This is a genomic window from Streptomyces sp. JNUCC 63 (assembly GCF_054366325.1).
The window spans coordinates 7,975,882-7,994,787 of sequence record NZ_CM135963.1 but is presented as its reverse complement, the minus strand read 5'-3'; the positions used below and the strand labels follow the sequence as shown (position 1 = coordinate 7,994,787).

General features: G+C 70.5%; 17 protein-coding genes and 4 pseudogenes. 10 read left to right on the top strand and 11 right to left on the bottom strand.

The genetic code is table 11. The features are described 5' to 3' along the window. Positions 1–249 precede the first annotated feature (249 nt). From ACX25U_RS37140 to ACX25U_RS37120, 5 genes are read left to right on the top strand one after another with little or no spacing between them, the layout of a single operon-like run. Positions 250–1,278 carry a GlxA family transcriptional regulator gene (locus ACX25U_RS37140; RefSeq protein ID WP_454386573.1) on the top strand — a complete coding sequence of 343 codons (1,029 nt, stop codon included), beginning with the start codon at positions 250–252 and terminating at the stop codon, positions 1,276–1,278. Further along, positions 1,275–3,134: a thiamine pyrophosphate-binding protein gene (locus ACX25U_RS37135; protein ID WP_454386571.1), complete on the top strand. Its 1,860-nt coding sequence runs from the start codon at positions 1,275–1,277 to the stop codon at positions 3,132–3,134. The genes ACX25U_RS37140 and ACX25U_RS37135 overlap by 4 nt, the downstream gene beginning before the upstream one ends. Beyond that, positions 3,109–3,759, top strand: coding sequence for an SRPBCC family protein (locus tag ACX25U_RS37130; protein WP_454386569.1), 651 nt, complete (start codon positions 3,109–3,111; stop codon positions 3,757–3,759). Before ACX25U_RS37135 ends, ACX25U_RS37130 begins: the two co-directional genes overlap by 26 nt. Then, positions 3,756–4,769, top strand: a complete 1,014-nt coding sequence (locus ACX25U_RS37125; protein ID WP_454386567.1) for a 3-oxoacyl-ACP synthase III family protein — start codon at positions 3,756–3,758, stop codon at positions 4,767–4,769. Before ACX25U_RS37130 ends, ACX25U_RS37125 begins: the two co-directional genes overlap by 4 nt. Further along, positions 4,766–5,833 carry an aminotransferase class I/II-fold pyridoxal phosphate-dependent enzyme gene (locus tag ACX25U_RS37120; RefSeq protein ID WP_454386565.1) on the top strand — a complete coding sequence of 356 codons (1,068 nt, stop codon included), beginning with the start codon at positions 4,766–4,768 and terminating at the stop codon, positions 5,831–5,833. Before ACX25U_RS37125 ends, ACX25U_RS37120 begins: the two co-directional genes overlap by 4 nt. Before the next feature lie 237 nt (positions 5,834–6,070). Here the strand turns inward: ACX25U_RS37120 and ACX25U_RS37115 are convergent, their stop codons facing one another. Beyond that, entirely contained in the window at positions 6,071–6,196 is a 126-nt protein-coding gene (locus ACX25U_RS37115; protein WP_454394848.1) for a hypothetical protein, read from the bottom strand. Here ACX25U_RS37115 and ACX25U_RS37110 point away from each other — a divergent pair. Next, a pseudogene (locus ACX25U_RS37110) lies at positions 6,162–6,543 on the top strand (hypothetical protein); the annotation flags it as partial. The gene ACX25U_RS37115 and the pseudogene ACX25U_RS37110 sit on opposite strands and share 35 nt — an antisense overlap. 130 nt (positions 6,544–6,673) lie before the next feature. Here ACX25U_RS37110 and ACX25U_RS37105 read toward each other — a convergent pair. Next, positions 6,674–7,150 carry a transposase gene (locus ACX25U_RS37105; protein WP_454394674.1) on the bottom strand — a complete coding sequence of 159 codons (477 nt, stop codon included), beginning with the start codon at positions 7,148–7,150 and terminating at the stop codon, positions 6,674–6,676. An 81-nt stretch (positions 7,151–7,231) separates the two neighbouring features. Here ACX25U_RS37105 and ACX25U_RS37100 point away from each other — a divergent pair. Next, positions 7,232–7,390: pseudogene (locus ACX25U_RS37100) on the top strand (IS256 family transposase); the annotation flags it as partial. Here the strand turns inward: ACX25U_RS37100 and ACX25U_RS37095 are convergent. From ACX25U_RS37095 to ACX25U_RS37085, 3 genes are all read right to left on the bottom strand, one after another. Further along, on the bottom strand, positions 7,380–7,643 hold the full coding sequence (locus ACX25U_RS37095; protein WP_454386564.1) for a hypothetical protein: 264 nt from the start codon (positions 7,641–7,643) through the stop codon (positions 7,380–7,382). The pseudogene ACX25U_RS37100 and the gene ACX25U_RS37095 overlap by 11 nt on opposite strands. Positions 7,644–7,784: 141 nt before the next feature. After that, positions 7,785–9,341: a GMC family oxidoreductase gene (locus ACX25U_RS37090; protein WP_454386563.1), complete on the bottom strand. Its 1,557-nt coding sequence runs from the start codon at positions 9,339–9,341 to the stop codon at positions 7,785–7,787. A gap of 165 nt (positions 9,342–9,506) precedes the next feature. After that, on the bottom strand, positions 9,507–9,806 hold the full coding sequence (locus ACX25U_RS37085) for an alpha/beta fold hydrolase (protein ID WP_454386561.1): 300 nt from the start codon (positions 9,804–9,806) through the stop codon (positions 9,507–9,509). 200 nt (positions 9,807–10,006) lie between these two features. Here ACX25U_RS37085 and ACX25U_RS37080 point away from each other — a divergent pair, with 200 nt between their 5' ends. Next, the gene (locus ACX25U_RS37080) at positions 10,007–10,165 is read left to right on the top strand and encodes a hypothetical protein (protein ID WP_454386559.1); all 159 of its coding nucleotides are present in this window, start codon (positions 10,007–10,009) and stop codon (positions 10,163–10,165) included. Between the two features lie 133 nt (positions 10,166–10,298). Here ACX25U_RS37080 and ACX25U_RS37075 read toward each other — a convergent pair whose 3' ends face one another. From ACX25U_RS37075 to ACX25U_RS37065, 3 genes and pseudogenes are all read right to left on the bottom strand, one after another. Then, the gene (locus ACX25U_RS37075) at positions 10,299–10,631 is read right to left on the bottom strand and encodes a hypothetical protein (RefSeq protein WP_454386558.1); all 333 of its coding nucleotides are present in this window, start codon (positions 10,629–10,631) and stop codon (positions 10,299–10,301) included. A gap of 119 nt (positions 10,632–10,750) precedes the next feature. Further along, a complete protein-coding gene (locus ACX25U_RS37070; RefSeq protein WP_454386556.1) occupies positions 10,751–11,323 on the bottom strand; it encodes a dihydrofolate reductase family protein in 573 nt (190 codons plus the stop codon). 289 nt (positions 11,324–11,612) lie between these two features. Then, a pseudogene (locus ACX25U_RS37065) lies at positions 11,613–11,981 on the bottom strand (transposase); the annotation flags it as partial. A gap of 669 nt (positions 11,982–12,650) precedes the next feature. On the opposite strand from ACX25U_RS37065, the gene ACX25U_RS37060 reads away from it, so the two are divergent. After that, on the top strand, positions 12,651–13,166 hold the full coding sequence (locus ACX25U_RS37060) for a hypothetical protein (RefSeq protein ID WP_454386554.1): 516 nt from the start codon (positions 12,651–12,653) through the stop codon (positions 13,164–13,166). Between the two features lie 449 nt (positions 13,167–13,615). Here ACX25U_RS37060 and ACX25U_RS37055 read toward each other — a convergent pair whose 3' ends face one another. Both ACX25U_RS37055 and ACX25U_RS37050 read right to left on the bottom strand, forming a co-directional pair. Then, entirely contained in the window at positions 13,616–16,048 is a 2,433-nt protein-coding gene (locus ACX25U_RS37055; RefSeq protein ID WP_454386552.1) for an AAA family ATPase, read from the bottom strand. Positions 16,049–16,066: 18 nt separating this feature from the next. Further along, complete coding sequence (locus ACX25U_RS37050) at positions 16,067–17,239, bottom strand: exonuclease SbcCD subunit D (protein WP_454386551.1); 1,173 nt, start codon at positions 17,237–17,239, stop codon at positions 16,067–16,069. A gap of 418 nt (positions 17,240–17,657) precedes the next feature. On the opposite strand from ACX25U_RS37050, the gene ACX25U_RS37045 reads away from it, so the two are divergent. Continuing rightward, positions 17,658–17,822, top strand: coding sequence for a hypothetical protein (locus ACX25U_RS37045; RefSeq protein ID WP_181446541.1), 165 nt, complete (start codon positions 17,658–17,660; stop codon positions 17,820–17,822). A gap of 102 nt (positions 17,823–17,924) precedes the next feature. Here ACX25U_RS37045 and ACX25U_RS37040 read toward each other — a convergent pair. After that, a pseudogene (locus tag ACX25U_RS37040) lies at positions 17,925–18,740 on the bottom strand (RecB family exonuclease). Between the last annotated feature and the right edge of the window lie 166 nt (positions 18,741–18,906).

Sequence of the window (18,906 nt, the reverse complement as noted above, 5' to 3'; positions counted from 1 at the left end):
GCCACCGCCCGCCGCCTGCCGGTCGAGCGGGTCGGAGCCCAGCTCGCCCGACGCGGCGTCGAGCCCGCACCCGTACCCGAGCACCACCAGAAACAGGCCGCCCCCGCCGCCACCGACGCCGTGACCTTTTTCATCCTGCCCGCCTCGCGGACGCCTTCTGCCTGATCAGGCGGGTGAGCCGGAGGCATGGCAGGAATCGTCAACAAGGTGTCGTTGCAGTCGAGCCGGTGTCGGGCACACGCTGTCATCGTGGAACAACGACGTGTTGTGATCTTGGTTTATTCCGGCGCGCAGACCCTGGATGTCAGTGGACCACTGGAAGTCTTCGACACACTGAACCGGCTCTTACCCGGCCCACCCGGGCCAGGTGACGGCTACCGTCTGCAATGCCTCTCCCCCCGGCCTCCGTCCGTGCCCACCTCAACGGGCCTGGTCGTGCAGGCCGAGCCGCTGGCAGCGGGCGAGGGAGCGATCGACACCCTCCTCGTGCCCGGCGGCTGGGGCCTGAAGGACGCACTCGCGGACCCGTCCCTCATCGCGTGGATCCGGAGCGCCGCGGCCAGGTCCAGGCGCGTGGTCTCCGTGTGCGGCGGGGCGTTCCTGCTGGCCGAGGCCGGTCTGCTCGACGGGCGGCGGGCGACCACGCACTGGGCGTTCTGCGAGGAGATGGCCCGCCGTTACCCCAACGTGGCCGTGGATCCGGAACCGATCTTCGTCCGGGACGGTCCCTATGTGACCTCGGCGGGCGTGTCCACCGGAATTGACATGGCCCTGGCTTTGGTGGAGGCCGACCACGGAGCGGCGTACGCCCTGCAGGTCGCCAAGTTCCTGGTGCTGTATTTCAAACGGCCCGGTGGTCAGGCCCAGTTCAGCATGGCCCTGGACGCGCAGCTGACCGACCAGGAACCGATCCGCGCCGTACAGGACTGGATCCAGGAGAACCTCCACCGCGCCCTGCCCGTGTCCGAACTGGCCGACCGGGCGAGCATGAGTCCGCGGCACTTCGCCCGGGTGTTCCGACGCGCGGTGGGGACGACACCTGGCCAGTACGTCCGGCAGATGCGCATCGTCCGGGCCCGTCAACTCCTGGAGGTCAGCGAGCTGTCGGTGGGCCAGATCGCCGGCCGGTGCGGCTTCACCTCGACCGAAACGTTCCTACGGGCCTTCAGCGCCCTCGTCGGCGTCACCCCCGCCCAGTACCGGCAGCGTTTCCAGCTCCGATCGCCCGCCGGCCCGGTCCTCCGCCCGGTCGCCGGGACGGCAGGGAGGGCCGCGTGAGCGACCCCATGCGTCTGGTGGACTACGTGGTCGGCGAACTGGAGCGGATCGGCGTCCGCTACGTGTTCGGGGTCGGCGGCGCGAACATCGAGGACCTGTATGACGCGGTGCACCGTTCCGCAGGCCCGATACGCGGCGTCACGGCCAAGCACGAGTTCTCCGCCGTCACCATGGCCGACGGACACACCCGGGCCACCGCACGGCTCGGCGTCGTCGCCGCCACGTCCGGCGGCGGTGCGATGAACCTGGTGCCGGGGCTCGCCGAGGCCCATGCCTCGCGCATCCCGCTGCTCGCCCTGGTGGGACAGCCGCCCACGGATCTGGAGGGCCGGGGCGCGTTTCAGGACTCCAGCGGCAGGGCGGGCTCCTTCGACGCCCTGGACGTCTTCGCCCCCGTCTCGCGGTTCTGCGCCCGGGTGACCGAGCCCGGCGCAATCGCCGGGCTGCTGGCGCAGGCGGTGTCCGCGGCGCAGGCCGATCCAAGGGGTCCGGCGGTGCTGCTGCTGCCCAAGGACGTCCAACAGGCCCTCGTCGACATCCCTTACGGGGCCGATACGACGCTGCGCGTCGGCGCCCCGGGAGTCCGGGAGGCCGGAGGGCCGGCCGGGTCCAAGGGCGCGGCCGCCCGGACCGCCGCACCGGCCCCTGCCGCGGGGGACGACCCTGCCGCGGAAGCCACGTACGCGCGCCCGGCCCCCCGGCCCGAATCCGCATCCGTGACGGCCGCGCTCGGCGTCCTGGAAAACGCCTCCCGTGTGCTGGTGATCGCCGGGGAGGGGGTGGCCGGGGCTCGGGCACGCGGGGAACTGGCCGGCCTGGTGCGACACCTGGGTGCCTGCGTGGCAGTCACCCCGGACGCCAAGGACGTCTTCGACAACCGCAGCCCCCGCTTCGTCGGTGTGGCAGGAGTGATGGGCCACCGCGAAGTCGAGGACTGCCTGCGCCGGGCCGACGCCTGCCTGCTGGTGGGCACGCGGCTGCCGGTCCTGGCACGGGGACGCCTGGAGTCGCCGCTCACCGAGACGCCCGTGGTCTGTGTCGATCCCGAGCCACCGTTCGTACCGGGTGTCGCGCTGCGTGGTGAGCCCGCCGCCACGCTGCGGACCCTGCGGCAGCGGCTGCGGCCGCGGCCGCCCGCCTGCCCCGCCCATCGACCGCCCTCCGTTTCTTCCGCCCCTGCGCTCCCCGAGACCGGTAACGGCTACGGTGCGGCGGTCGCCTCGATCGCCCAGGCGCTGCCGCAGGACGCCCACGTGTTCGTGGACGCCGGCAACGTCGGGGCGAGCGTCATTCACGCGCTGCCCGCTCCCCGCGACGGCCGCTTCGTGGTGGCGGTGGGCATGGGCGGCATGGGCTACACCTTCGGCGCGGGCATCGGCGCCGCGCTGGCCACCGGCCGACGCACCTATGTGGTGGCCGGCGACGGGGCGTTCTTCATGCACGGCATGGAGGTGCACACCGCGGTCGAGTACGCCGCACCCGTGACCTTTGTCGTGCTCAACAACAACGCGCACGCCATGTGCGTCACCCGCGAGGAGCTCTTCCAGGGCGGCGCCCGCGCCGAGAACCTCTTCCACCCGGCCGCCATCGCCGCCGGCGCGGCGGCCATGTTTCCCCGGCTGCACGTCGCCTCGACCGACACTCCGGCCCAACTCCGCCGTGCGCTGCTGCGCAGCAATGACCGCCCCGGCCCGTCCCTGGTCGCCATGGACTTCGACCACCGCGAGATTCCCCCCTTCCAGCCCTTCCTGTCCGGCCCGACGGCATCGGCGCCGGTTCCGCCCGCACCCCTGCCCCGACATGCCCCGATCGACGACGAGGAGCACTCGCATGACCGACCGATCCACGTTGGCTGACATCCCCGGCCTGGTCCGGGTGGAGAACACCGATCCGCAGCAACTGGCCGCCCGCTGTCTGGAGATGACCCCGGACAGCTACCCCTACCAGCAGGTGTACGGGCAGTACTGCACCATCCACGCACACGTCGACTGCCCGCCCGAAGCGGCGTACGACTACCTCAGCCGCGGCCACCACCTGGAGGAGTGGACGTGCAGCCTGCGCGGGTTCGAGCCCGCCGACGTGCCGGGGGTCTGGGTCGGCCAAGACCGTCTGGAGGAGGGCACGCGGATCTACTGCCGTGTCGAGGCGAACCCGCACGCCATGACGGTCGACTACCACTGCGCGTGGGATCAGGCGGACGAGCTGTGGATGATCTACCTGATGCGGGTGATCCCGGCGACGCGGGTGATGGGCCGCCCCGGTTCGGTGATCACCTGGACCAACTGCCGCCACCCGTACTACCAGCAAAATCCGCGTCCGGATCTGGCACCGGGCCCCGACCGGCGCTGGGTCGGTGACTACTGGGACCTGTTCTACGCGGGCCACACCCTGGAGATGAACAATCTCAAGGCGATTCTCGAGCACCGGCACCGCAACGGGCTGCCGATCAACAGCTCCCCGGCCGCGCGGGTGGCCCGATGACCACGGTGAGCCTCACGGACGTCGCCGGCTATCTGCCGGGCGAGCCCGTCCCCGCGGCCTTCTTCACCGAGCATCCCGCGGCGGAGGACAGGCTGCGCGAGAGCCCCATGTTCAAAGTCCCTCCGTACCGTCACCACGTGGCGCCCGACGAGTCCAACGCGGACATGATCGAGCGCGCAGTCCAGCCGTTGATCGAGCGGCACGGCCGCTCGGAGATCCGCCGCGTGGACGTCCTGCTCGTGCACAGCCAGCTGCCGGACCAGCCGTTCGTGGGCGCCGGGACCGAGGTGGCGCGCAGGCTCGGACTGTCTCCGCGGTGGCTGATCGACGTGGCCAACGCCGGCTGCGCCTCGTTCGTGCACATGATCCAGCTGGCCCGGCGGTTCCTGCTCGCCGGTGACGGCCGTACGGCCCTGATCTGCAACGCGCAGAGCGCCGCGGGCCAGCTGTTCACCCAGTCACAGGTCCGATGCCTGCCCCAGGCGGCGATTCCGGGAGACGGCTGCGGCGTGGGTTACCTGACGACCTCCGCGCACGCGCCCGTCCTCGGGGTCGAGAGCCGGCACATCTCCGCGTACGCCGGGGACATGACGATGGTGCGGGACGACGGGCGCAAGTACTGGGAGGCGGGTGAGGCCCAGGTACGGATCGGTTTCACCGAGAGCGGGATCGAAAACGTACTGGAGCGAGGCAACTGCCTGGTGCCGGAGACCGTACGGCGACTGTGCGGCCGACTGGGCGTGGACACCACCGACATCGACTGCCTGATCACCAACCAGCCCAACCGTACCTTCCTGCGCAACTGGCACGAGGCGCTGGGCGTGCCCGCCGAACGGCACCCGGACACCTTCGACCACTGCGGCAACCTGTTCGGCGCGGCGATGCCGATCACACTCGACGAAGCGATCCGCTCCAAGCAGATCGAGGACGGTGACCTCGTCGTCCTGGCCGGATTCGCCCACGCCGGGGACTACGCCGGTGCCGCCGCGATCCGCCGGGAGGGGTGGTGACAGCGGTGTCCCCGCACTTGCTCGCCCTCAACGAGAGCCCGTACCCGCCGCTGCCGTCGGTGCGTGAGGCGATCCGGGGCGCCGTCGGCCGGGCCCACCGCTACCCGCCGTTCCACCCGGACGCGTTGGCCGCACGGATCGCCGCCTGGTGCGGTGTGGCCCCGGACTGCGTTGCGGTCGGCAGCGGCTCGGTCGGGGTGGCCCTGCAACTGCTGCAGGCGGTGCTCCGCCCAGGCGACCGCCTGGTCCACGCCTGGCCCGGGTTCGATGCCTATCCCCTGCTGGCCAGGATGACGGGAGCCGAACCGGTCCCCGTCCCCCTGCTGCCCGACGGCCGGCAGAACCTCGTCGCCCTGGCCGAGGCGGCGCTGGATCCCACCACCAGGGTGGTGGTGCTCTGCAATCCGCACAACCCGACGGGCAGCCTGGTCACCGGCCCGGAGCTGGCGGCCTTCCTCTCCCGCGTGCCGGAACACGTGACCGTGCTGCTGGACGAGGCGTACATCGAGTTCGCACGTCACCCCTCCGTCCCGGACAGTCTCCGTCTGTGGGCCGACCGACCGAACCTCCTGCTGCTGAGGACCTTCTCCAAGGCCTACGGGCTGGCCGCCTTGCGGGTCGGCTACGGGCTGGGACACCCGGCCGTGGTCGCGCGGGTGCGCAACCAACAACTCCCCTACGGAATCAACGCGGTGGCAGCCGCCGCGGTCGAGGCCACGTTGGAAGCCGGCGACGAACTCGCCACGCGGATCGACGCGGTCGTCGCCGAACGCGAACGACTGCACCGGCGACTCACGGACCTCGGTCACTCGGTCCCGGCCAGCCACGCCAACTTCCTGTGGCTGGCCACCGAGCCCGGTACCGGCACCGACCATCAGGCCGCCCTCTCGGCCGCCGGGGTCCGGGCCCGTCACTGGCCCGGGGAGGGCACGCGGCTGACAGTGGGGCGGCCCGCGGACAGCGACGCGGTGGTGTCCGCCCTGGCCGGACCGGCCACGTGTCGGCCGGCCGGCCGGGAAGCGGTGACCGTGCGACACCTCTCGGACAGACCGCGCCCGCACTGACAACCTGACGGGTCCTCACCGGCTTCGACCTACCGGACCCCTCGGATGTGTCTCCCGGACGTGAGCGTGGGGATGGCCGGATCGACAGTGCCCGCCCCGGTGCCCCACTCGCGGGCGGTAGCCGTTGCGGTGGTATCTCCCGCTGCGTATGCAGGCGGCGTCGGCGGGCTCGCCGAGACGATCCGCTGCGTCCAGCCGGCCGTGCTCGAGCCGGACCGGGTGTCCCGCCGAGTGGGTTCACCACGCGACCGTCACGCTGACCGCGAAGGCGTGCGGGAGCCGGTTCGGCCCGGGCGGCATCAGCCGAACGGGTGGTGCTGCCCGTACGTCCGCGACGACGAAGACGTCGTGGGACGCGGACAACAACGTTACGTACCTGGAGGAGGCCAACGGGGCGAAGACCGCGTACTGCTACGGCCCGAAAACCGGTTACCCGCTGGGCCAGTGGGACGTGGAGACGACGAAGTCGTGGACTTCGTTCAACTCGACCGACTGCTGCACCCCGTCCAACCACCCGGCCGACAGTTCGGCGTACGAGTACCAGACGCGGGCCGACGGCTACGCCGCCGACCTGTACCGGAAGACCTCACCGGGGGCGTACCCGGCAGTTCGGGTACGACTCGTTCGGCGATCTGACGTCGGTCACGGACTCGAAGGGCTTCGCGACCACCTCGGTTGACGGCGACTACACCACGAAGTACGCCTACGACTGCGCCGCACGGTCGTGTCCACGCAGAACGTTCGTGGAGCGGTTCATCGAGCGCGGCCGTGGGGCCGTCTCATGCGGAAAGGCGAGCGCGCCCGGGGGCTGTGGCCGCCGACGGCGGTTGTCTGCTGGTGTCATCGGACCTCCTGCCGGCCCGGCCGGGCCCGGACGGCCTGCAGCAGGTGATAGGCCCGCGTGAGCAGGCGCCGGGCGATCGCGGTGGTGGCGATCTTCTTGCCGCGGCGACGGGCGAGGCGCTGGTGGGCGACGGCGAACTGCGGGGAGCGTTTCGCGGTCCGGGCGGCCTCGCACAGGATCCACCGCAGCCGGTCCGAGACCTGCTTGGAGATGTGCCCGTGCCGCACGGTCAGGTCCGAGGCGCGGACGGTGGGGGTCAGGCCGGCCCAGGCGGCCGGCTCACGCGCGGAGGAAAAGCGGCTGACGTCGCCGGCCTCGGCCACGATCATCAGGGCGGTGAGCGTGCCCACCCCGGGCAGCCGGGTGAGCGCGGCCACCCTCGGATCGCCCCGCGCCTGCGCGATCAGCTGCCGGTCGAGGGCGTCGACCGGCTCCTTGAGGGCGTCCATCAGGGCCAGGAGGTCGTCGACCACGCGGCGCGAGGCGTCCGGCAGGTCGAGACCGTCGAGCCGGACGCGGCCCGGTGCGGTGAAGCAGCCACCGGGGCGGTCGCAGCCGTGATCGGCCAGGACGGCGTGGACACGGTCGCGCAGAACGATGAGTGGACCGAGGCCCGCCGCTCCATGGGACTCGACCTGCTGGCCAAGGCCCGCCTCCACCCGATCGAGTCGGAAACCGACGACACCGCCCTGCCCACCGAACTCACCGCATAGCCTCAAAGACGAGATCACCGAGTGGCCGTCGATACACCACTCCAGCGGACGTGACCCAGCCCCAGCCGTAGGCGGCCTCGAAGGCCATCGGCATACCGATCGGAAGATTCCCGATCACGGAGAGTACTGACTTGACCCCGTTGAGCACGTTCCGGTTGACCCGCGCCGCACCGTCGTGATCGGCGACCGCTTGCGGTGCACGCCGATACCGACGTGGACGGACATTGAGGGCCTCCTTCCTGAGCTCGCGCATACCCGGACGACAGGAACCGCCGGGCTGAGCAGGAAGGAGGCCCGGCCCTCACAGGATCAGGTCAACCTTCAAGAGATGCTCACTGCCAGGAGTTATGCCACAGGGGCGCAGCCCGCCCGCTGCCCCGGCCTGATGTCAGGGTCACGCCCGTGCCGGAAGACCGCGGATCATGTCCGCCGCCTTTTCCGCGATCATGATCGTGGGTGCGTTGGTGTTGCCCCGCACCACGGTGGGCATCACCGAGGCGTCCACCACCCGCAGGCCCCTCACGCCGTGCACGTTGAGCCGGGAGTCCACGACGGGGCCGATGGAGCAGCTGCCCGCCGGGTGGTAGAGGGTCTGCAGCTCGCGCCGGGCGAAGTCGAGCAGACCGACGTCGTCCGTGGAACGCGGTACGCGGAAGTCGGCTCGGCGGTGCTTGCGCAGGCCGGGCCGGTCGGCGATGTCGAGCAGTATCCGAAGCGCCCGGATCATCGTGGCGCGGTCCTCTTCGGTGGTCAGGTAGTTGTGCAGGATGCGCGGTTTGGCGCTGGGGAGCGCCGACCGCAGGGAGATCTTGCCCCGGCTCGTGGGGGCGAGCAGGACCGCGCCGACCATGAAGGCGTGGTCGGTCACGGGGCTGATGCCCTCCTCGTAGAACATCACCGGCGCGGCATGCACCTGGATGTCGGGGGCTTCGAGTCCCTCGCGGGTGCGGTGGAAACCGCCGGCCTCGCCGACGTTCGAGGTGAGCGGGCCGCGGCCCTCGGTCTCCAGCAGGCGCACGTTGTCCGGTGTCTCGGCGGTGAACAGCGACTCCGTGTCGGTGAGGTAGCACAGACCGACATGCGGATGATCCTGCAGATTCTCCCCCACTGGAAGATCGACGCGGGACGTGATGCCGTGGGCCGCCAGCTCACCGGCCGGGCCGATGCCGGAGAGCATGAGCAGGTGCGGCGAGTTGTAGGCGCCGGCCGACAGCACGACCTCCCTTTCGGCGTGCAGGCACAGCAGTTCACCGTCCCGGTCCACCTCGACGCCGGTTGCACGCTCACCGTCGAGCAGCACGCGGGTGCACTCAACACCGGTCAGCACATCGAGGTTCGGCCGGGACAGGGCCGGCCGCAGATACGCGTCCGCCGTGCTGCAGCGCAGACCGTCGCGCTGAGTGAGGTGGTAATAGCCGACGCCGTCCTGTTCGAGGCCGTTGAAATCGCTGGTGTAGGGGTGTCCGGCCTCCTGAGCGGCCGCCACGTATGCGTCCATCAGGGGATGCCGGGAACGGCCCTCGCTCACCGTGAGCGGCCCGCCGGCGGAATGCCACGGGGACGTGGCTCCCGTGAAGTCCTCGGCGCGAAGGAAATACGGCAGGACATCCTGCCAGCTCCACCCGTCGGCGCCGGCCGCCGCCCAGGCGTCGTAGTCGCGGCGATTGCCGCGGATGTAGATCATCGCGTTCATCGACGAACAGCCGCCGAGCATCCGGCCGCGGGGCAGGTAGCGGCGGCGGCCGTCCAGCCCGGGCTCGCATTCGGTGAGGTAACCCCAGTCGTACTTCGTCTGGAAGAGTTTGCTGAACGCGGCCGGAACGTGGATGTCCGGGGCATCGTCCACCGGGCCGGCCTCTATGAGAAGAACGCGCGTCCTCTCGTCCTCGGTCAGACGGCCGGCCAGCACGCACCCCGCCGACCCAGCACCCACGATGATGTAGTCGTACACCTGTCCCCCTCGCCCGACGTGGCTGCTCGACTCCCCCACTCAAGCCGCATCGGCGGGCGGGCAACACCCTGCTGTCGGCCATTGTCGACGCCGTACCCCTGCGGTGCGGCTGTGCCACGGATTACCGGTCGCAGCGCCGCCCGGCGACGCACGGACCGCTGCGCCTCAATCGGCTCCCTCGGCCTCGTGCAGGGAGACGACGGCCTCCACCAGGGCATCGGGATCTTCCCAGTTGATCATGTGTCCGGCGTCCGGCACGGTGACCAGCCGCGCGCCCGGTATCCCTGCGGCCAGGCGCCGGGAGCGGCTCGGCGGTGTGCTGCGATCGGCTGTGCCGACCATGACGACGGTGGGCACCGTGATCTCGCCCAGGCGTGGGTAACGGTCCTCGCGGGCGAAGGCCCGCACGACCGGCAGGAGTGAACCGCTCCGGGAACGGTGGAGGCTCTGCATTGGGCGGGCCATCTGTGTGTCTGTGCGGGTGCTGCCGCAGGTAGCATGGCGGCAGTTCACCTTGCCTCCAGGGGTGGATGGTGTGCCGGGAAGTCTGGTCGGCGACGGACCAGTCGTGTGTGGTTCGAACCAGTAGTTGCCGGCATGACAGGAATCTCGCGATGTCGCCCCAGGATCCCTCTTCCCCGTCTCCTTCCGAGTCGTGGGAGCCGGTGATCGGGCAGGTTCTCGCTCGCTTCGACGCCTATGCCCGCATCCGCAACGCGCGTGACGGCATCCTGCCTGTCACCCGTGTCACCCCGCAGGATGAGCGACGTGCCTTCAGTGATCTTCAGGAGGCCATCGAACGGCTCCGGGACAGCATCCGGTAGGAACGCTCACGTGGCGGACGGCGTCAATGTTCTTGAGCCGGGTAACGGGGCGAGGGCGAACCGCCGAAGCGGCCTTGGGAAGTCGACAGGCATCCGAGCGCCGGCCGATGCGGGTGTAGTCGACCGGCTCGCCCTACAGCACCACCACCTCCACCACCACCGCCGTCGCGGCCGACGCCAGCCACACCACGGCGACGGCGAACACCAACTGGGGGTACCCCCAGTCGCCGACGCCCGGCGCCCACAGACCGGCACGCTTGCGCAGGGTCGCCCACCGGCCCAGATCGGGATGGAACGAGAGGTACACCGTCGCCGCCGTGCCGAGGAAAAGCCCGGCAAGAGCCGCGAGCACGTCCGGCACCGGCGCGTACAACGCTGCGACGACGGCGGCAGCCGCACCACCGAGCAGCCAGTGCCCAACCACCCACAGCACCAGACGCCTTGCGCCCTTCTTTTCGAGAATCACTCGGCACCCCACCTCTTCCCCTGCGACCCCCGCCAGCCCCTCCACTCCCGCCACCAACCCCCGGCAGGACGCCGGCCGCGTCCGGGGACGCGACGGCAGGGCGGGTGCGGGAGCCCTTGTCAGCGGACGACGTCGAAGACGTTCTTCTGCAGGCCGTTGGCGTAGACCTCGTGCTCGACCAGCCTCAGCTTCTGGGCGTCCTTGTCCGTGGCGCTGAACAGACGCTTGCCCGCGCCGAGCAGGAGCGGGAAGACGAGCAGGTGGTAGCGGTCGATCAGGCCGGCGTCCGAAAGACTCCGGTTCAGGGCGGCGCTGCCGTGGACGATGATCGGGCCGCCCTCGGTCTCCTTCAAGGCGGCGACCTCGTCGAGCGAGCGCAGGATCGTGGTCTCGCCCCAGTTCGACACCAGGCCGTCCTCGGTGAGGGTGGTGGAGACGACGTACTTCGGCATCACCTTGTAGTCGGCGAAATCTTCCATGCCCGGCCACACCGGGCTGAACGCCTCGTAGCTGATGCGGCCCATCAGCATCGCGGTGGCTTCCTTCTGCTCCCGGCCCTTGATCCCGTACGCCTCGGGGAGGAAGTCGACGTCCTTGAACGTCCACCCCGCGTTCCGGTAACCGGACTCACCGCCCGGGGCCTCCACGACACCGTCGAGCGAGATGAAGGCGGTGCTGATCAGAGTACGCATCTTAAGGTTCCCCGGTCTCTCGTGTCTGGTTCCAGCAGGTTCAGCCGGTGCACGCTCCCACGCACTCGCGGCCGCAGCGCACCAACCATGACCTCTGACTGCGCATCACGGAAAAACTCATCGGCGGCCCCCCATCCCGGCAGCCCTGTCCATCCGGACCACCTCGGGGAGTCACACACGCGCAGAAAGTCACAGCATCAGGATGTCACTTGAGCTGGCGTCAGGGTGTCCATCAGTGAGCGGGAGCTGCTGACTGCTGCGGCGGCCGGGGTGCTGCGGTTCAGCGAGGAACGCGACCCGACAGCCCTCGCCCAGTTCCGCCGGTCTCGTCCGCGACCAGCATCACATCCTGACCTGCGAGTTCACGCACGACCAGGCGGGCGATCTCCTCCCCGGCCCGGTCATGGTCGAACGTCGCGCGGGACAGCAGGTGCTGCAGCCGGTGCGGGCCCGGGTGCCTCACTGCCTGGGCCAGTGTCCAGCAGTTCCGCCTGTCCACCTCCGCCAGCAGCCCGGAGACCATCTCCGCGGCCGTCGCGCGTGTCCCACGCCGCGCGAAGCAGCCTGCGATCGCATCCATCGCCGCCTGGAACACCCGGCCCCAGGTGGCCTGGGCTATCGTGGCCTCCACGGCCACCTGGTTTTGATACGCCGTCACAAACGTTCATGATCACGGTGGCCGTGCCCACACCCGAACCCCGCCCCCACGCCGCCGACCTGTGCCGAAGCACGATAGGTGGCACAAAGGCAGGCCCGTTGTCACCAAGATCCGTAGCGTGCGCGTTGCATCCCTGATGGCGGCCTTCCGCGCTGATGAGTCGATCGGTCGGCAGAGCTGCTCGGGAGCTGCGCTGCTTCTGTTCCCAGGACGGGCTCGACGTAACGGAGCAGTGACGCTCTTGCCGTCCAGCGCGCAGAAAGAATCATGAGCGTCATGGAGCTGATCCCCCGGGCCGGCGAGCGAGGCCTGGATACCAGCCGTCCGGCCTCTGAGGACCGTTGTTCGTTGCCGCTGGCCGACGACCGCGGACGACCTGGAGGCGGTGCCGGGACGGTCGGCCGAGCGCAAGGACGTGGCTGAGTGTTCCGCGTTTCCCTACGTTCCTGGTTGATCCTCGCCGTGCCCGTCGTGGGCCTGTTGGTACTGACGTATTCCGCTACAACGTCCGAGCCGCGCGCATCCGCGGAATGGCAGGCCCCTGCCGAGCCGTTGCAGGACAGTCCGCTCCCCGCCGGCGGCACGGCCCAACTCTCGAAGTGCGGGGTGGACGATTGGCCGCGGCCGGTACCACGGGGGAAAGGCGAGCGGAGCAAGGACCCGCAGCTGGTGCTCACCAGCTGGGACGCCTACGATCCGGGGCCGAAGTCGCCGGGCAAACCCCGCTTCACCGTCCACGCGGCCATCCGAACAGGCGACCGCCCCCTGTTGCTCGACGCACCGCTGGCCAAAGGTCGGGTCACGCTCGATCTCTACGGCCCGCACGGTGAGGGCGGCCGCGCTTCCGCCCGCGGGCTCACCGCGACTGTCGTGGACAGCGGTTACACGGGCAAGCCTGTTAAAGTCCCGGCGTCCGGCAGCTTCCGCGTGGATCCAGGCAAGGAGTTGCTCCTGGACGTGGATCTGCCTGCCGGGGCCGTGTGTCCTGGCCACAACCTGCTCGACATCATCAAGTGCTCGCCTGAGGACACCAACGACTCCGCGGACTGCCCGGCGCTGACCCTCACCCTCGCCGACCCGGCGATCCGTGCGTACCGCGCCGAGACGACAGGCGACAGCACCGCCGGCTCCCTCAGCGACCGGCTTGTCGCGGTTTCCCTGGAACCGGACACCTCCCAGGTGTGAGCAGCCCAAACGGGTGCCTATTCCTGGACTGTCATCAGCCCCTGACCATGGCCCTGGGAATGTCCAAGGCGCGTGTGACCTCGATCAGGCCGGGTCAACACCGGTGGCGACAGACGCTACTGGTGACAAGTAGCACGCCGATCCAGTGACAACCACCGTGCCTCGTTGATAAGAGATCAGCAGGTCGGGTGACCTGTTCAGTGACACATATCGCGCTTCGGCACACGACCAGCACGTACACCGGACCTACAGCTGCCGTGACTGACCCACGCTCCTAGCGGCGTAGGATTTCAAATTGTCTGCGGGTCCGGGCGGATCGATTGCGTCTTCTGCCATTTTGTAGGCAATGTCGTCAAGCTCGTCACACACCCGTAGAACGGCACCACGGTGACGATCCGTCACCTCGTCGTGAAAATCCCGCAAGAACCGGGTTCCCGGCGCCCACACGGTCACGGTGTCTCCCGCTGTATCGAAGAGGTCCCCTGGCCGCGGCGAACGGCGAAGCGGATCGGTACCCGTTCGGCCAGAGCGTCGATGTGCGTGACGATGCCGACCACCTGGTCCCTGCGCGCCGCGAGCTCTTCCAGCGTGGCGGCGACCGTCTCGAGGGCCACCCCGTCCAGTGCGCCGAACCCCTCATCGAGGAAGATCGACTCCAGTTGAGCGGCACCGGCTGCGGCCATGGCCGGCAGCTGCGCCGAAAGCGCCAGGGCGAGGGCGAGGCTGGCCTGGAACGACTCACCGCCGGACAGTGTCCTGACCGGTCGGCGGCTGTCCGCGTCGGCATGGTCGACGACGAGAAAGCTCCCGTCGTCATGGGTCAGCTCGAACTGCCCGCCGGACAGTTCGGCGAGTGTCCCGGAGGCTTCCGCGACGAGGGTGTCGAGGGTTGTCGCGACAAGCCAGCGGGGAAACCCGTCCGCGCGCAGGAGGTGGCCGAGCGTCTTCGCCACCTGGTGCGTCTGCTCTTTGTGCTGCCGCTGCATGTCGAGCTTCGCGGCCTGCTTCCGCCGTTCGATGAGACGCCGCGCCTCCTGCCGGGCCCCCTCCAGCGCCGCCGCGACCGCCGGCTCGGCCGTCTCGGTGAGCGGCCGTCCTGCATGGAGGGTCACCTCGTGGGTGGCGAGCACACCGGCGAGTCGGCCCTCGGCGGTGGTGAGCTCTCCACGGACCCTCGCCAGCCTTTCGTACGCGCCGGACAGCGCCATTTCGCGGGTGGCGGCGGCGGCCGCCGCCCAGGAGACGAGGGCGGTCCACGCCGCGGTCAGGTCGTCACGGTCCGGCACCGGAGCCCCGAGCGTGACGAGCGGGTCGCGCACATGCTCGAGCGTCGACCAGGCCGCCCGCACCTCCTGGCGAACGCTCGTCGTGGCCTGCTCGGCGCTCGCCCTGACGGCTCGCGCACGCCGCAGCCTCGCGTCCGCCTCGTCGGCAGCTCTTTCCAGATGCTCTCGGCGTGCGAGTGCGGCGGTCGCCTGCTCCCGAGTGAGGGCGTCGGCGAGAACGGAACGCAGGACGGCGATCCGGCCGGTGAGCGCGTTCAGTTCGCCGGTGGCCTGCTGCTCGGCTCTGGACGCCTTCGTCCACGCCTCGCGCAGCCGCTCCACCTCCCGGTCGGCCTGGACTCGTGCCTGCTCGGCCCTGTCCAGGTCGGGCGCGGCCAGCGGGCCGGGTATCGTCGTGACCCGCTGCCCGCACACCGGGCACGCTGCGCCGTCCCGCAGGTGCGGTCGCAGCGCCGCGGCCAGATGGGACCGTGCCGTGACCTCCTGCGTCCGGCGCGCCTGCAGGGCGAGTCTCTCGGCCTCCTCCTCGGCGGCGGTCACGTCGGAGAGTGCCATGACGCAGTGCCGCTGTAGCGCCTGCGTGGCGGACAGTCTCCTCTCCAGCGTGTCGAGCTCCATGTGGTCGCGGCGGGCCTGCTCGAGCGGGGCCCGGGACGGTGCCGCCGCAAGCTGCTCACGGGCAGCCGTGTCGGCTGCCTCGGCCGCGGCGAGTTCCTCGTCGGCCGCCTCGTCGGCGGCTTCGATGTCGCATTCCCTCTTCCCGAGTTCTTCGAGCCCGGCCGACACGGCGACCGCCCTCAACCGGTCCCGCTCCGCGGTCAGCGTCTCGCACGCCTGCCGTGCCTCGGTGACCGCCGCGCCGTGCTTGGCGAGTTCGGGCAGCGCCGCACGGATCCGCTCGGCGACCTCCTCCAGCGCGGCCACCCGGTCCTGTGCCGCTTGCTCCGCGCACTCGGTCGCATCGGTGAACTCCTCGAGCTGCTGGGCGAGGAGCTCGGCGCGCTGCCTCGCGCGCTCGGCCTCCGTGTTCGCCGCCTGCGCGATCCTGGGGTAGATCTCCAGACCCATCAGTTTGACGAGGATTTCCTGCCGTCTGGCCGGTTGCGCGTGGAGGAACTCGGCGAAGTCCCCCTGCGGCAGCACCACACAGGTGATGAAGTGCTCGAACGGTAGCCCGAGCAGTTCTTCCACTGCGGGCGTGACCTCGGAATCGGAGGCGAGCACCTCGGTGATGTCGTCCGGCGTGCCGAGCGCGTCCGGGTCGGCGAGTCGTTCCAGCCGGGCGTTCTTCACACCGACGCCGCCGGCGGCAGCGCGGCGCAGTTCTCGGGCGGCGACATAGCGGTGTTCGGCGAGGTCGAAGACGAGCCGGACGGTGCCCCGGTCGGTGGTGGGTGCGAGTGCGTTCGCGACCGTGCGTCGGTTGTTCCAGCGCGGCACCGATCCGTACAGCGCGAACGTGATCGCGTCGATGACGGTGGACTTGCCCGATCCGGTCGGGCCGACGAGCGCGAAGTAGTCCACCTCGCGGAAGTCCACCGCGGCCGGCTCCCGGAACGAGGCGAAGCCGTCCATCTCCAGTAGTACCGGCCTCATGGGGGCTCCTTCCCGCCGTCAGGCGTGCGTGGCGGTGACCTGGTCGTGGAGCCTGGTGAACAGTGCTTCGACCCGCTCGTCGGCGATTCCCCGGGCGATGCAGTACGCGTGGAACAGCTCGGCGGGGCTGCGGTCCGCGCCGTCGGCCGAGGGGGACGGCCTGGTGGTGTGCACCGGTGCGGCGAACCCCGGATCGATGCGCACCTCCAGCGCGTTGGGCAGCAGCCGCTGCACGTCCTGCCGTAGCCCTGCACGCGCTGGTTCGCACAGCAACACCCTCAGGTAGTCGTCGCCGAACTCCTCGGCGCGCTGGGTCAGCTCGTCAACGGTGCCGCGTACGGTGCGCAGCCGCCGTCCGGACCCGATGGGCACCTCGGCGGTGATGCGGGCGGGCGTGCCGACCTCGGCCTCGACGACAAGGACCACAGGGGAGTTGTTCTCCTCGCCGAAGTCGAGGGTGATCGGGCTGCCGCAGTAGTGCACCGGACACGGTGCGGGCAGCGACTGGCGGCGGTGCAGGTGCCCGAGCGCGACGTAGTGGACGTCAGGTGGGAAGGCACTGGTCGGCACCCAGTACTCGAGGATCGACTGGGCGGACCGCTCACCCCCGCCGAGCTTTCCCCCGGCCGCCGTCAGGTGTGCCATCACCAGGTTGACCGTGTCGTCGCGGAAGTCGGCCGTGAGCGCGGCAAGCAGGTCCCGCACCAGCCGGCCATAGCCGGTTGCGGCCTCCCGAGGCGTCCCGGTGACCAGCTGGGCGGCCCGTACCGCGTGGCGTCGGGCCAGGAACGGCAGCAGGGCGACGGTGACCGGCTCCCCCGTCGAGCGCGCGGTGAATTCCACCACCCCGCCGTCGGCCGCAGGGCGGGCGGTGCCGGCCAAGGTGATCCCCGCGCTCGCCATGAGCGGCCGGTAGGCGTCGAAAGTGGCGGCGTGGTCATGGTTGCCGGCGATCGCGATGACCTCGGCGCCCGTGCGTCGCAACGCGAGCAGCGTCTGCACCAGCAGCTCCTGGGCATTCGCCGGCGGGGCGGACGACTCGTACAGGTCGCCGGCGACGAGGACAGCGTCAACGCGGTGATCGCGTGCCACCTGGACGATCTCACCCAGGACCGCCCGCTGCTCGTCGAGCCGGTTGTGACCCTTGAGCACCTTGCCGATGTGCCAGTCCGAGGTGTGCAAGAACTTCATGGACGTGCCTCGCTTTTCCGTGGCGGTTGTCGACGGTGGCATGCCGCCGGCCTCCTTGCCCGCAGGTGCGAAGTCGTGGATCCTCGCCGCCCTCGCTGACCGGGAGAGGCGCCGGGGAGCCCGGCACCGCAGGCGGGACAGGTGGCGGCAGCGCTTCCGTAGGACCGCCGTCATTTTCGCACAATTGTTCAATCAACTGCCGCGGTCGACCTGGATCGGAAGAGGGAGAGGATCAATGCACTTTATGAAAATTCAAGCCTTGTATATCCGCGCCGAGACCTTGCGCAAGACCGTCACAGCCACATCGAGGCCGTCAGGGTCGCGCTCGTCGGCCGCCGTTCCGCCGGATGCGTGGCAGGGATGGCGGACCAAAGGTGCACGACGGGGAGAGCCAGACCAAGAGCAGTAGCCTCGCTTCATGACCGAGGAGACGATCATCGCGCTGCGGAACTACGACTGGCTCGTCCGCGCTCGCGGGCTTGATGACGTAGCGCTGGACTGGGACTCCGGCACCCTCGTATACGGCGAAGGCGGCGCCACCATCGACGCACTGGTCGAACGGGGCTTCACCCCCGCCACATAGCCGCCCACCGCCACTGGCCTCCGTGCTCCAGTGCGCGCGGCGGCATTTCGGCCGCTACACGGTGCCGTTCCGGGCGAGCCGCCGCGGGTGAGCGGTCCGGCCTCAGCGGGCGCCGGCGACCGGGCGCTCGTCGTGCTCCGCGGCCGGGTCGGTGGCCGCGGCCAGGGGACAGGGCGGCGGGATGCCGCCCCAGGCCGGGCACAGCACCCGATGGGGGCACCAGTCGCACAGCCGGCTCGGCCGCGGCCGCCAGTCGCCCGTCACCGTGGCCCGCCCGATCGCCTCCCACAAGGCGAGCAGCTTGCGCTCCACGGCCCGCAGACCGCCCTCCCGCCGGCTCGCAGCCCAGCACGTCCCCGCTGCCGAGACAGACCAACTGCAGGCGGCACGGCGCCGCGCAGCCGCCACAGCGCCAGGGCGTAGAACTTCATCCGGAACAGGGCATCCGCCGCGTACTCGGGCCGGGGGGCCTTGCCCGTCTTGTAGTCGTCCAGCCGCACCTCGCCGGTCGGCGCCACGTCCACCCGGTCGATGATCCCGCGCAGCGTCAGACCGGAGTCCAGCGTCGCCTCGACGAACAGCTCCCGCCCCGCCGGCTCCAGCCGGGTCGGGTCCTCCAGCGTGAACCACCGCTCGACCAGCCGCCCCGCCTCGGCCAGCCACTGCGCGACCCGCTCCGGGACGGGCGCCCCGCCCTCCTCGGCGAACAGCTCCGCGAGCTCCGGCTTCGCCGCCGACAGCCGCTCCCACTCCGCCCGCCACCAGGGAACGGGCGCGCGCGGCCGTACGCTCCACCGCCGGGTCGTCGAAGAGCCGCTCCAGCACCGCGTGCACCAGCGTGCCCCGGGTCGCCGCCGCACTGGGCCTCTCCGGCAGCCGGTCGATCGCCCGGAACCGGCAGCGCAGCGGGCAGGTCATGAAGTCGGCCACGCGCGACGGCGACAGCGACGGCGGCGCGGGCGGGGCCGGTGTGCCGGAGGCCTCGAACGGCTGCACACCCCCGGCCCTACGCCGGTTCGCTCCGCGCGCGATCCGCCGGCACGGCTGCCCATCCGTCGACGCCTTCATCGGCACGTCTCCTCGT

What these genes read in the sequence shown, in the direction of transcription:
- ACX25U_RS37125 (WP_454386567.1), top strand. Translation starts at nt 3,756, where the DNA reads ATGACCACGGTGAGCCTCACGGACGTCGCCGGCTATCTGCCGGGCGAG.
- ACX25U_RS37095 (WP_454386564.1), bottom strand. Translation starts at nt 7,643, where the DNA reads ATGCGCGAGCTCAGGAAGGAGGCCCTCAATGTCCGTCCACGTCGGTAT.
- ACX25U_RS37085 (WP_454386561.1), bottom strand. Translation starts at nt 9,806, where the DNA reads ATGGCCCGCCCAATGCAGAGCCTCCACCGTTCCCGGAGCGGTTCACTC.
- ACX25U_RS37070 (WP_454386556.1), bottom strand. Translation starts at nt 11,323, where the DNA reads ATGCGTACTCTGATCAGCACCGCCTTCATCTCGCTCGACGGTGTCGTG.
- ACX25U_RS37045 (WP_181446541.1), top strand. Translation starts at nt 17,658, where the DNA reads ATGACCGAGGAGACGATCATCGCGCTGCGGAACTACGACTGGCTCGTC.
- ACX25U_RS37055 (WP_454386552.1), bottom strand. Translation starts at nt 16,048, where the DNA reads ATGAGGCCGGTACTACTGGAGATGGACGGCTTCGCCTCGTTCCGGGAG.
- ACX25U_RS37050 (WP_454386551.1), bottom strand. Translation starts at nt 17,239, where the DNA reads ATGAAGTTCTTGCACACCTCGGACTGGCACATCGGCAAGGTGCTCAAG.
- ACX25U_RS37130 (WP_454386569.1), top strand. Translation starts at nt 3,109, where the DNA reads ATGACCGACCGATCCACGTTGGCTGACATCCCCGGCCTGGTCCGGGTG.